The sequence below is a fragment of the Candidatus Liberimonas magnetica genome, from assembly GCA_020523885.1.
GTDB classification, from domain to species: domain Bacteria; phylum Elusimicrobiota; class Endomicrobiia; order Endomicrobiales; family JAFGIL01; genus Liberimonas; species Liberimonas magnetica.
This window is the reverse complement of the sequence record JAJAPY010000010.1, coordinates 45,501-58,260: the sequence shown is the minus strand read 5'-3', so window position 1 is coordinate 58,260 and position 12,760 is coordinate 45,501. Positions and strand designations below refer to the sequence as shown.

Genomic DNA, 12,760 nt, shown 5'->3' with positions numbered 1-12,760 from the left:
CGCGACCTACTGCGACATCATCTGCATTTATCCCCCGACAGGTGCTGTTGGGCCGCACAAATGCGCGGAAAGCGGGGGATTTCATGTCGCATGTATAAAAACATGATATCACGGATTATTAGTAATAGAACAAATATGAAAAAAACTATTTTGATTTTATCTTTATCTCTATCTTTATCTTTACCTTTATTCGCAACCGATGACTCCTTGAATTTATTTAACCAGGCCAATGGATTTTACGAGAAGGGTGAATTTGTAAAAGCCATAAATCTATACGAACAACTTGTATCCAAGAACCAGGCAAACGGCTCATTGTTTTACAACCTTGGAAATGCTTATTACAAAAATCAGCAAATGGGTTTTGCAGTCCTGAATTATGAAAAAGCCCTGAAACTTATGCCCAGGGACAACGATGTGCGCTACAATATAGATTTCATTAACAGGATGCTCAAGGAACCACCCCCTTCCTTTATTGATCAAGTGATGCAGGCGTTAAACAACCTGGCATCTCTTAACGAACTGCTCTCTTTATCATCTTTCTTGTTTTTATTATTTATTTTTATTATCTCAGTATTTATTTTCAACAAACAAAGAGCACTCTTATTGACCGGCGGCATCGTTCTTTTGCTGCTTCTGGTTGCAGCCTGCCTACTTTTTATAAAAATAGACAGGGAAGTAATGGCAGGCTGGGCGATAGTTACTTCAGGCCCTGCCGAAGTAAGAAACGGACCTGGTCTTGAGAACTCCATAGGGTTTAGCCTGCCTGAAGGAAAGAAAATAATGACACTTGGGCAGAAAGATGAGTGGGTGGCAATTGGACTAAAACAAGAAGGGTTAAGGGGCTGGCTTGAAAAAAAGTATATTAATGAGATATAATAACATCAGCACTAAGTTGTAAGCTGCAAGTAACAAGAAACTTCAAAACCAACGGTACGTTTATGCCCTCTTTAAGGATAATATAAGTGACAAAGATTAAGCGCATAGGTATATTTGGCGGCTCTTTTGATCCTGTGCATAAAGGCCATATACAACTTGCGCTTTTATCTAAGAAAGAAGCTGACCTGGATAAAGTAATATTCATACCGGCATATCATCCTCCTCACAAAAAAAACAGGAAATTAACCTCGCAAAACCACCGTTTAAAAATGCTGAAGCTAGCGTTAAAACCTTATCCTTTCTTTAAGGTCAGCCATTTTGAATTAAATTCCAGAAAACCAGTTTACACTTATCAGACAATCAGATATTTCAAAAACAAATTCAACAGGGCTTCTATTTTTTTTATCCTGGGCTCTGACTCGCTTTCTGAAATAAAAACATGGAAGAAACCGGAACTTATTGCTTCAAGTTGTGCTATAATAACAGGCAACAGGCCCGGGACAGTATTAGACAGCATTCCTTACAAAAAATCAATATTGTTTTTAAGTAAAGTCATTTATGATGTGTCATCTTCCCTGATAAGGTATAATGTTAAAAAGGGAATATCAATAAGAAGTTTAGTCCCAAAAGAGATCGAACGGTACATAAAAGTAAACGGTCTTTACAATGAATAAACTGGATATAAATGCTATAATTAAATATCTAAAAAAAAACCAGTCGCAGGCTAGGTTTATACATACCTTAGGAGCCTGGCGTACCGCTCTAGACCTGGCAAGACGGTATAAAGTTGCCAAAGCTAAAGTCAGCTTAGCAGCGCTTCTCCATGATGCAGGCAAAGGCTTTACAAAACAAGGGTTGATAAGATATATAAGGAAATATAAGGTGCCTGTACCAAACCTTGAAGACACGATAAATTATAACCCGTGGGTCTTGCACGGTTTTGCCAGCGCAGCTTTAGCAAATAAACGTTTCGGGATAAAAGATAAGGCTATTTTAAACGCCATAAAAGAACATACTATCGGCGGCCCGGACATGACCTTGCTTTCTAAGATAATATATCTGTCCGACATAACAGCACCGGACAGGAGATATGCAGGTGTAAAAAAAATACGCTGGCTTGCTAAACGCAACCTTGATAAAGCTATGCAGGCGGCTCTTTTTTATAAAACTTATCATGTTTTGAAAAATAAAAAGTGGCTGCATCCGGCCGCCGTTTCTGCCTGGAACGGTTTTGTTGAAAAGAAATGAATAGAATATTAAAACCTATTTCAAACTTAAACCTTAACCAGTTAAGCTTGTTAGCTTTTGCCGTTATTTTATCTTTGTCACTTTACCTCTCCTGGGCAAATCCCATCTCAAGAAGTATCAGAAAAGGCGAAAGGATAAATGCTCTCTTGATAGGCACGGACATTGTGGATTATGCAAGGCATTCGGATACGCTCATCTTTGCAAGTTATGACCCTGTGCGCAGGTTCCTTGACATAATCTCAATACCCAGGGATACGAGGTTTTCTCCTAAAGGCTATAACTTTAAAAAAATAAACGAAGTCTATGCATACCATTACAGGACAAAACAGAATGACGCCTTCGCTGCTATAGAAGTCTGCAAAGCAGTCGAAGAATTATTCCAAAACAGGCTGGAGATACCCTATTATGTAACCATTAATTATTCCAGCTTTAAAAAGTTCATTGACCTTATAGGCGGAATAAAGGTTGACATAGAAGAGCCTATGAATTATGACGACCAGGCAGGAAACCTGCATATACATTTTAATGCCGGGGTCAACCATCTTGACGGTGCAAAAGCCCTGGAATACGTCCGCTTTAGAGGGAAAGCAGGAGACCTGGGAAGGATATTCAGGCAGCAGCTTTTTGTAAAATCGTTTCTTTTAAGATGGAAAAATCCCTATTTTATATTCAACCTTCCTAAGATTGCCAAACTTCTTATGACGGAAATATTTACGAATATAAACACATGGGATGCTTTTTCCGGCATCATCGAAGTCAAGGACATAAACATGAAAAATATCCGTTTTTCCCAGCTTCCCGGCCAGCCCAATAAAAAAGGATACTGGGAATATGATACAGACAACCTTAACGGATTGCTTAATAAGATCCTTCCAAACCGAGACTTAAACCCTTCAAAAAGCCCGAATATCCGTGTCGAGATATGGAATGCGACCGGAACAGGCAAAATGGCAGAACAGGTGACCTGGATATTGAGAAAAAGCGGCTTTGACGTAATAGACTGGGGAAATTTCACCACCAGACAGAAGAAGACCTTAATAAAAGACCTTACAGGTGACCTGCGCGGGGCCCAAAGGATCTCAGAGATCCTTAACTGCGGCGAGGTAATAACACGCTATGATGAAAAACGGTTGATCGATATATCCGTTATCCTGGGCGAAGATTGTAAGATAAATACTAAATAAAAACAAGCGTTTAGCGTATAGCGTATAGCGGATAGAAAAAGCAGAACCTTAAAGAAGGCTTTTACAGTTCCTATACGCTAAACGCTATCCGCTATACGCTAACAAACCGGAGGTTTTATGGAAATGTTCGAGGTACTTAAAGCAGCTGTACAGCGTGGAGCATCAGACATACATATGGTCATCGGCCTTCCCCCTGCGGCAAGGATACGCGGAGCTATCGTTCAGATGGAAGAATTCCCGGCTCTTACTGCTGAAGAATCAAAAAAGATGATATATTCGGTACTTTTTGAAAATCAAAGGTCAAAATTCGAACAGAACCTTGAACTTGATTGCTCGGTCCAGATACCGAATTTATCCCGTTTCCGTATAAACGTTTTTATGCAAAAAAACGGTGTAGAAGCGGTATTGCGCGTTATATCTTCAAAGATACCGAATCCCGAACAATTGAACCTCCCGGAAGCTGTCCTTAAGTTTGCTCATTTACCTAATGGGCTAGTCCTTGTCACAGGCCCGACGGGATCTGGAAAATCTACCACCCTTGCATGCCTTATTAATTTAATAAACCAGTCAAGGCATGAGCACATACTTACTATTGAAGACCCGATCGAATTCGTCTATGATAATAGAAGCTGTATAATAAGGCAAAGAGAAGTCGGACAGCAGACAAAAAGTTTTACAAATGCCTTAAAATCAGCCTTGAGGCAGGACCCTGATATAGTCCTGATCGGAGAAATGAGGGACTTAGAAACCATTTCTGCTGCACTTACCATAGCTGAAACTGGGCATCTGGTGTTCGGAACACTTCATACTACTGATGCTGCACAAACGATCGACAGGGTCGTTGACGTATTTCCCCCTCACCAGCAGCAGCAGGTCAGGGTTCAGCTTTCCACTTCATTAAGAGGAGTTGTTTCCCAGATACTCCTGCCGAAAACAGACGGGGTCGGAAGGGTTGCAGCAAGGGAGATAATGGTTGTTACCCCTGCCATAGCAAATTTGATAAGAGAAGGAAAGACGCATCAGGTATATTCCGCCATAGAAACCGGCGCAAAATTCGGGATGATAAACCTTGACCGCGCATTGCTCGGACTTGTTCAAAACGGGCTTGTCTCCACTGAAGATGCAATGAGCAAAGCAAGAAACCCTGAATATATCCGTTCCGGCGGGAGAACAATGACAGTATAGCGACAATGATAGCGTACAGCGTAGAGCGTATAGCGGATAGTAAATTCAAAGACTTTAACTATACGCTAAACGCTATCCGCTCTACGCTAATATTCGGAGGTAATAATAATGGATAAACTTTCTCTTTTAAAATCAGTTTTTATATTCAAGGAACTCAACGATGATATTATGCAGCAACTTTTAGTAAATGTTGAAGAAGTAAAGCTTGACGCTCTTACGCAGATATTTGAAGAGGGCAGTTTTTCAGATTCTTTTTATATAATAGAATCCGGCGAAGTAATAATATACAAAAAATTAGGGGCGGACAAAGAAAAAGTATTGATCGTTTTAAATAGAGGCAATATATTCGGAGAAACGGCATTTTTCTCCAACCAGTACAGGACAGCTAATGCAAAGACGAAAAATAAGGCTGTATTGCTTAAGATCGCACGTAAGCCTTTTCTTGATGTTATAAATAAAAACCCGAAAGAAGGCATAAATATTTTGTCCCGCTTGCTTGAGGTCGTAACTGCAAGACTGGAGCGGACAAGCAGGGAACTTGCAACGGTTTATCAGACAAGCAAGATCATTGCTTCGGCCCGTAACCTGAATCTTATCGTAAAGGGGATCCGTGAAGAGATCCTGCTGGCGGTCCCTGAAGCAGAGAACGTCATTACTTACCTGTACAATGAATTCAACCGGGAATTTGAAGAAGTAGCTGCCGATAAGTCGTTTAATGAAATACCGCTGCAGCATCCTTTGATAAAACAGCTCAAGGAAAACCCTTCCGGGTTTATTTTTAATGATTCGACCGAAACCCCTCTTTCGAGCATTGATTTTTTAAAAACATCAAAAGCATTTTCAATTGTGCCTTGTATATTACCGGATAAACTGCTCGGGTTTATGGCGATAACAAACACAAAAAAAACCGGCGTATTTGAAAACCACAATGCTTCACTCTTACTGGCCGTAAGCGACCAATTAGCCGAGGCAATCGAGAATATTCATTTCCAGCAGGAAGAACAGGACCGCAAGCGGCTGATGAATGCAAGAGAATCATTTAATGACTAAACCAACTTCTTCGGATAAAACTGAGTTTCTTAAACTTGCTAAAATATCGGCACAAATAGCCTCTGATAAAAAAAGTTTAGATATAAAAATACTTAACACCCGCCCTATTACCACATTGACGGATTATTTTCTGATACTCAGCGTTGAATCGGCCCCTCAGATGAACGCTGTCATAGATGCCATACACAAGACATTGAAAGAAAAGGAAAACCGCCTGCCCTTGCACCTGGAAGGAAGAAATTCATCCTGGTCCGTGCTCGATTACGGCGGGTTGGTCATTCACGTGATGCTTTCCCAGGCCCGGGCTTTCTATGCGCTAGACAAAATATGGATGGATGCCCGCAAAGTGCCCTTTAAGTATAATAAACATGGAAAAAGTTGATGTTACGATCATAGGAGCAGGGGTTATCGGTTTAGCTATAGGTGCAAAACTATCCGGGCTCGGCAAATCCTGTATCATACTTGAAAAAAACCTGAAATTCGGCCAGGAAACTTCAAGCAGGAACAGCGAAGTGATCCACAGCGGCATTTACTACCCGCATAACTCCCTAAAAGCAAAGTTATGCGTAAAAGGAAATTCTCTTTTGTACGAGCACTGCAGAAGATACGGCATCAAACACTCAAACCTCGGCAAGGTTATAGTAGCAACAACCCAGGATGAGCTGGCTTCTCTTGAAAAACTAAAAAACAACGGTATAAATAACGGAGTCCCGGGGCTTGAGCTAATCTCTAAAGGACAGTTAATGGAGCTTGAGCCTGAAGTTGAGGCAAAAGCTGCCTTGTTATGCAAATCAACGGGCATACTCGATACGCACACTTTTATGCAATCGCTGTTGAATATAGCCGAAGAAAGCAAAGCTATCGTTTCCTATGATTCCGAAGTCACAGCTATAGAAAAACTAACCACCGGTTTCAGGCTTACTTTAAAGAAAGATAATTATAAATTCGATTCCGAAATCGTGGTTAATTGCGCGGGTTTAAATTCAGATATTATAGCAGCGCTTTGCCATATAAATGTCAGAGAAGCCGGTTACAAACTGCATTATTGTAAAGGGAATTATTTCAGGACAAGGCAAAAACTTAAAGCCAGACGGCTTATTTACCCTGTTCCTTTTACAAATATTCACGGCTTAGGAGTTCACTTAACCCTTGACATGGCAGGCAGCGTGCGCTTCGGGCCGGATACTCATTATATTGAAAATATCGATTACACTGTCAGCGAAGACCGCAAAGATGATTTTTATAATTCCATAAAGAAATATCTGCCTTCAATCAGGTTAGAAGACCTGTACCCCGACACTTGCGGTGTACGGCCTAAACTCCAGGGCCCGGATGACGATTTTAAAGATTTTATAATTGTAAATGAAAAAAACAGGAACCTTGACGGGCTGATAAACCTGATAGGTATTGAATCCCCGGGCCTTACCTCAGCGCTTTCAATAGCCGATTACGTCGCGGAACTTATCTGATAAAATGAAAAAACTTAAAAGTATAAAGGCATATATCATATCCTTATTTTTTTTATCTCTGTTTGGGGTATTCACGTTTGCCTATGCCGATTCAAACCTTGCCCCTGTCAATCCGGATTTCGAGAGTTACCTCTTAAATCTTCAGAAAGTTAAAGCTCAAAAACAAACACAAAAAGGCCGCGCTTTAGGCTTAATCCCTTCACCGGTTGATCTTTCTCATATGAAAGGCCAAAAAATTAGTAGAAAGGTTAAAGGCGTAGCCCCGCTACTTGGCTATTCTGCGTCCTATGACCTTCGCAGTGAGGGAAAGCTTACACCTGTAAAAAATCAAGGCCCGGACGGAACCTGTTGGGCTTTTGCTACATATAGTTCATTGGAATCCTGTCTTTTACCAATTGAAACCAGGGATTTTTCAGAAAATAACATTTTAAATTTACATGGTTTTGATCCTGGATATGCTGACGGAGGCAATTATACTATGTCAACGGCATATCTGGCAAGATGGGGCGGGCCGGTCAACGAGGCCGATGACCCATATTCAAATCCAGGTGGGTCTGCACAGGGATTACCTGTACAAAAACATATACAGGAAGTGCTTTTTATCCCGGACAGAGGCAGTTCAACGGATAATGACAACATAAAAGAAATGGTTACGACTTACGGCGCTGTAATGACATCTATGTATATGAATGAAGCCACTTATTACAATTCAGCTAACCATGCTTATTATTATAACGGTTCGAATACGACCAATCACGGCGTTGCAATAGTCGGCTGGGATGACAATTACAACAAAAGTAATTTTTCTGCGATACCCCCGGGAAACGGGGCATTTATCGTTAAAAACAGCTGGGGGACATCCTGGGGAGATAACGGTTATTTCTATATTTCCTATTATGATTCTAAAATAGGCACAAAAAATACTGTATTCGACGTTGCCGAATCAACCGGAAACTATGATAAGATTTACCAGTATGACCCGCTTGGCGTTACCGGGCACACAGGCTACAGCAGTGACACCGCCTGGTTTGCCAATATTTTTACTGCAACTTCAAATAACCAGTTAAAGGCGGTGGGTTTTTATACCTCAAGCTTGAACTCAAGTTATGAAATATACGTGTATGAGAGTTTTAACGGCACATCATTTTCCGGGCTTTTAGGAAGTAAAACAGGCACGATTCCTATTTCCGGATATCACACAATTGAACTTGACTCCCCGATCCCGATTCTTCTTAATTACGACTTTTGTATTGTTGTAAAACTTACAACTCCGGGTTATAATTTTCCAATTCCTATAGAACACCCTCTTGCGGACTACAGCAGCCTTGCGACTGCTTCTGCAGGCCAAAGCTATATAGGCAGTAACGGCACTTCCTGGACAGACAGTACAGCTACTACAGGCGGAACTCCTCATCCCAACAGAAATGTATGCTTAAAAGCATATACGCTCAATTCTCCGGTAATAACATCTATAACTCCAAACAGCGGGGAAAATACCGGACAGGTATCAATAACAAACCTTGCAGGAACAGGGTTTGTGACAGGCGCGGCTGTAAAACTCAGCAAATCAGGACAAAACGACATCAATGCTACAGGTATTACAGTAGTCAGCACAACAAAGATGACCTGCGCCTTTGATTTAAACGGGAAAGCGCCAGGCACCTGGGATGTAGTGGTTAGCGCAGGATCGGAATCTTCAACTCTCGCCAATGGTTTCCTTGTGGTCAGTTCTATAACCGTAAATTCGATTACGCCAAACAGCGCTCCAAATACCGGACAGGTATCAATAACTAACATTGCCGGGGCAGGGTTTAGGACAGGAGGGTCGGTAAAACTCAGCAAATCAGGACAAAGCAATATCGATGCTACAGGTGTTACAGTAGTAAGCCCCACAAAGATAACCTGCGCATTTGACTTAAACGGGAAAGCGCCAGGCTACTGGGATGTGGTAGTCAGCACAGGAGGTGCCGGATCAATATCTACAACGCTCGCCAATAGTTTCATAGTGGTCAGTTCTATAACAGTAAGTTCGATTACGCCAGACAGCGCGGGTAACATCGGGCAGGTATCAATAACGAACCTTATAGGCGCAGGATTTAGGACAGGCGCGTCGGTAAAACTCAGCAAATCAGGACAAAGCGACATCAATGCTACTGGCGTAACAATAGTCAGCCCCACAAAGATAACCTGCGCATTTGATTTAAACGAGAAAGCACTCGGCAGGTGGGATGTAGTGGTCAGCACAGGCGGAGCCGGGTCGATATCTGCAACACTAACCAATGGGCTGGTCGTAGTCAGCTCCGTAATTGTAACTTCTATAACGCCGAACAGCCGCCCAAATACTGGGCTGGTATGGATATCGAGCCTGACAGGCGCCGGGTTCATGGCAGGCGCGTCGGTAAAACTTACTAAGTCAGGCGAAAGCGAGATCAACGCTTTGTCTGGTACTGTGGATGTGAACAGTTTTACAAAAATGACCTGCACTTTTGATGTGAACGGGGCAGCGCCGGGCAGTTGGAATGTCGTAGTAAGTACTGGAGGAGCCGGGTCTGTATCCGCAACTCTTCCAAACGCTTTTCTTTTGATAAGTTCTATAACGATAAGTTCTATTACAGAGAATACCGCGCCGAATATCAAGCAGGTAGCACCTCTTATTTCAGGCAGCGGTTTCAGATCAGGAGTATCGGCAAGACTTACGAGGCCGGGACAAAGCGATATAATCGGTTCCAGTGTTACTGTGGAAACTGGCTCCTATTTTGTATGCTTTTTTGATTTGAACGGTAAAACGCCAGGCTACTGGGATGTGGTAGTCACCACAGGCGGTGCCGGATCGTTATCTGCAACACTAAGCAATGGTTTTCTTGTGGTCAGTTCTATAACAGTAAGTTCGATTACACCGGACAGCGCTTATAACAGCCGCTCTGTTTCAATAAAAAGCCTTACCGGAGCCGGGTTTAGGACAGGAGTGTCGGCAAAACTTGTCAAATCAGGACAAAACGATATCAATGCTGCTGACGTTACTGTTGTCAGCTCCTCTAAGATAACTTGTACGTTTGGCCTTGCGGGCAAGGCCACAGGATACTGGGATGTGGTAGCCAGTACAGGCGGGGCAGGATCGCTATCTGCAACGCTCGGCAACGGTTTTCTTGTGATTAGTTCTGTAACGGTAAATTCGATTACGCCAAACAGCGCTCCAAATACCGGACAGGTATCAATAACTAACCTTGCAGGAAAAAGTTTTGTTTCAGGTGCATCTGTAAAACTTATAAAATCAGGAGAAAACGATATAGATGCTGAAGGCATTACACTAGTCAGCCCTACAAAGATAACCTGCGTGTTCGATCTTAACGGCAAGGCTCCAGGCAGATGGGACGTGGTGGCCAGCACAGGCGGAGCAGGAGCAGAATCTGGAACGTTTGCCAATGGTTTTCTTGTAATAAGTTCTATTACTGTAACTTCAATTACTCCAGATACTGCATTTAACAACAGCTCAGTATCAATAACCAACCTTGCCGGGGCCGGGTTTAGGGCAGGAGCGGCGGTAAAACTTGTTAAATCAGGGCAAAACGATATCAATGCCACAGACGTTGCTGTTGTCAGCTCATCAAAGATAACCTGTACGTTTGGCCTCCTGGATAAGGCTACGGGCTACTGGGATGTAGTTGTCAGCACTGGCGGGACAGGGTCAATATCTGCTGCATTGAAAAAACGTTTCCTGGTTCAGGTAGCTAATATTACAACGACAAGACAGTTAAATGATAGTTCAAATTCAACCGTTGTGCTTCAGCCTGCCTTCGGCGAAGTCAAGGTGGATATCCCTGCAGGAAGTTTTGGCCAAAACGTAGCATTCACTGTATCTACGGCTGCGGTTTCCGCTTCCGGACAACCGGTTCTTAAAGTTACGGATATCGCTATCGAGATAACAAACGACAAAGGCCTCCAGCCCTTGAAGGAAATTATTATTACCTTGTTATACAGGGACTCAGATATTGCAGAGCTTGACGAAAGCAAGCTTACGGTTGCTTATTACGACGCAACACACAACTGGTGGGTAACAATACCTTCTACAGTCTACCCCGACCAGAACAAGATAACAGCATCTGTCAAGCACCTGACGAAGTTCGCCCTAGTACAGCTTACCCCTGCGGCTGACCTGGCGGCTATAAAAGGCTACCCTATTCCCTATAAGCCGAACAAGGGCCTGTTCACGTTCGACAACCTGCCTGCGAGCGCCGATATAAAGATATTCACTGTAGCCGGCCAGCTTGTGCGTAAAGTCGAATATGTAAATGCCACAGGAAGGGCGAGCTGGGACGGTAAGAATGACGGCGGAAGCGTCGTTGCCAGCGGAGTTTATGTCGTGTTGATCAAGAACAATCTAGGCAAGAAGGTAATCAAGATAGCTGTAGAGAAATAGATGAATACATCTCCAAGAAAAATCATGAAAAAGTTATTTTTTGCCATTGCTACGGCCGCAGTTTGCAGCTCGCTTGCTTTCGCTTCATTCGGCTCGAAAGACGCAGGAACCTCAACCGCACAATTTCTGAAGCTCGGAGCGGGCGCCCGCGCTGCGGGTATGGGCGAAGCGTTCGCAGGTATGGCCGACGACTCAACCTCGATTTACTGGAACCCTGCGGGGCTGGTCAGGGCCAGAACTAAATCTCTTTCGATGATGCATGCAGCCTGGTTTGAAGAGATGTCCTACGACTGGCTGTCCTACTCGATGCCCGTTCAAGACTTCGGGGTATTCGGCCTTGCGGCCCAATATATGTCGTATGGGAATATCATTAAAATGGATGATACTGGACTGGCGGGTGACACTATAAACCCCTCTGATACGGCATTGTCGTTGTCCTATGCAAGAGACCTGAAGTTCGCTGGCCTTGGAATAAACTTGAAATACATTTCCTCAAAAATCGAGCATACTGCGACCGCGACCGGTGTGGATATAGGCATATTGCGTGCCTTGATGGAAGATAAGCTGTATATCGGGTTGGCAGCGCAGAACATCGGCACTAAGATGAAATTCATTGATATGGAAGACCCTCTTCCTATGAACGTGAAACTCGGCGGCGCATACGCTTTAGCGCCGAGTTGTAAAATAGCTCTGGATATCAACGCTCCCGCAGACAACGATGTAAATTTCAGCCTGGGCAGCGAATACCGGTTTACTGAAACGATAGCTTTAAGAGCTGGCTATAATACAGTTCAAGACCTGGATGCCTTATCCGGATTGTCAGCAGGGTTAGGGATAAAAATATCCCAGTATATAGGTTTTGACTATGCCTGGACATTTTACGGGGATCTAGGTACCACTCATCGGTATTCTTTAAACGTTCGTTTTGGACAAGAGGTGGAAAAAAAGGTATCAAGCAGGAAGGTTATTGAGGCAAAAAAAGAGCAAACCAAGGAAACCTTGCCCTCAAAACAACAAATCATAGGGCAGAGGTGTGTTATTACCGGGACTGTAACCGATATCGAAAATAATCCGATTCCGGGTGCGCTGGTTAAACTTATAAAAAACGGTAAAGAGATCCTGGTTTTTAATGCTTCGGAATACGGCTGGTATAAAATACGTAACATCGTTCCGGGAAACTATGTCATGGGATTCTGGCAGCGGGGGTACAAAGGTATAAGAAAGCCTGTTGTTATCGGAGAAAACGACAAAGCCATTGAAGTCAATATAGCACTGACCCTCGAAAAGTAAAAATTCTGAGTACAAAGACAAAGGCAAGGGCTGCTGAGTTT

The 12,760-nt window shown here is 43.1% G+C and carries 10 protein-coding genes; all 10 read left to right on the top strand.

Annotated elements, in window-relative coordinates; translation table 11 throughout:
- Positions 1–135 precede the first annotated feature (135 nt).
- On the top strand, positions 136–876 hold the full coding sequence (locus LHV68_08930; GenBank protein MCB4791998.1) for a tetratricopeptide repeat protein: 741 nt from the start codon (positions 136–138) through the stop codon (positions 874–876).
- An 86-nt stretch (positions 877–962) separates the two neighbouring features.
- Complete coding sequence (gene nadD / locus LHV68_08925) at positions 963–1,550, top strand: nicotinate-nucleotide adenylyltransferase (GenBank protein MCB4791997.1); 588 nt, start codon at positions 963–965, stop codon at positions 1,548–1,550.
- Positions 1,543–2,124 (top strand): bis(5'-nucleosyl)-tetraphosphatase (symmetrical) YqeK, encoded by a 582-nt coding sequence (gene yqeK, locus LHV68_08920; protein ID MCB4791996.1) that lies wholly within the window; start codon positions 1,543–1,545, stop codon positions 2,122–2,124. Before nadD ends, yqeK begins: the two co-directional genes overlap by 8 nt.
- Positions 2,121–3,308: an LCP family protein gene (locus tag LHV68_08915; GenBank protein MCB4791995.1), complete on the top strand. Its 1,188-nt coding sequence runs from the start codon at positions 2,121–2,123 to the stop codon at positions 3,306–3,308. Before yqeK ends, LHV68_08915 begins: the two co-directional genes overlap by 4 nt.
- Positions 3,309–3,425: 117 nt before the next feature.
- Positions 3,426–4,493 (top strand): type IV pilus twitching motility protein PilT, encoded by a 1,068-nt coding sequence (locus LHV68_08910; GenBank protein MCB4791994.1) that lies wholly within the window; start codon positions 3,426–3,428, stop codon positions 4,491–4,493.
- Positions 4,494–4,601: 108 nt separating this feature from the next.
- Positions 4,602–5,543, top strand: a complete 942-nt coding sequence (locus tag LHV68_08905; GenBank protein ID MCB4791993.1) for a cyclic nucleotide-binding domain-containing protein — start codon at positions 4,602–4,604, stop codon at positions 5,541–5,543.
- Positions 5,536–5,925: a ribosome silencing factor gene (gene rsfS / locus LHV68_08900; GenBank protein MCB4791992.1), complete on the top strand. Its 390-nt coding sequence runs from the start codon at positions 5,536–5,538 to the stop codon at positions 5,923–5,925. The genes LHV68_08905 and rsfS overlap by 8 nt, the downstream gene beginning before the upstream one ends.
- Positions 5,912–7,012 carry an NAD(P)/FAD-dependent oxidoreductase gene (locus LHV68_08895; GenBank protein ID MCB4791991.1) on the top strand — a complete coding sequence of 367 codons (1,101 nt, stop codon included), beginning with the start codon at positions 5,912–5,914 and terminating at the stop codon, positions 7,010–7,012. The genes rsfS and LHV68_08895 overlap by 14 nt, the downstream gene beginning before the upstream one ends.
- Positions 7,013–7,016: 4 nt before the next feature.
- Positions 7,017–11,429 carry a lectin like domain-containing protein gene (locus LHV68_08890; protein ID MCB4791990.1) on the top strand — a complete coding sequence of 1,471 codons (4,413 nt, stop codon included), beginning with the start codon at positions 7,017–7,019 and terminating at the stop codon, positions 11,427–11,429.
- Between the two features lie 24 nt (positions 11,430–11,453).
- Positions 11,454–12,719 (top strand): PorV/PorQ family protein, encoded by a 1,266-nt coding sequence (locus LHV68_08885; protein MCB4791989.1) that lies wholly within the window; start codon positions 11,454–11,456, stop codon positions 12,717–12,719.
- The last annotated feature ends 41 nt before the right edge of the window (positions 12,720–12,760 follow it).

Bases quoted from the DNA above. Each gene is read 5' to 3' on its own strand.
- LHV68_08885 (MCB4791989.1), top strand. From the start codon at position 11,454: ATGAAAAAGTTATTTTTTGCCATTGCTACGGCCGCAGTTTGCAGCTCG.
- LHV68_08890 (MCB4791990.1), top strand. From the start codon at position 7,017: ATGAAAAAACTTAAAAGTATAAAGGCATATATCATATCCTTATTTTTT.
- rsfS (MCB4791992.1), top strand. From the start codon at position 5,536: ATGACTAAACCAACTTCTTCGGATAAAACTGAGTTTCTTAAACTTGCT.
- LHV68_08895 (MCB4791991.1), top strand. From the start codon at position 5,912: ATGGAAAAAGTTGATGTTACGATCATAGGAGCAGGGGTTATCGGTTTA.
- LHV68_08915 (MCB4791995.1), top strand. From the start codon at position 2,121: ATGAATAGAATATTAAAACCTATTTCAAACTTAAACCTTAACCAGTTA.
- yqeK (MCB4791996.1), top strand. From the start codon at position 1,543: ATGAATAAACTGGATATAAATGCTATAATTAAATATCTAAAAAAAAAC.
- LHV68_08905 (MCB4791993.1), top strand. From the start codon at position 4,602: ATGGATAAACTTTCTCTTTTAAAATCAGTTTTTATATTCAAGGAACTC.
- LHV68_08930 (MCB4791998.1), top strand. From the start codon at position 136: ATGAAAAAAACTATTTTGATTTTATCTTTATCTCTATCTTTATCTTTA.
- LHV68_08910 (MCB4791994.1), top strand. From the start codon at position 3,426: ATGGAAATGTTCGAGGTACTTAAAGCAGCTGTACAGCGTGGAGCATCA.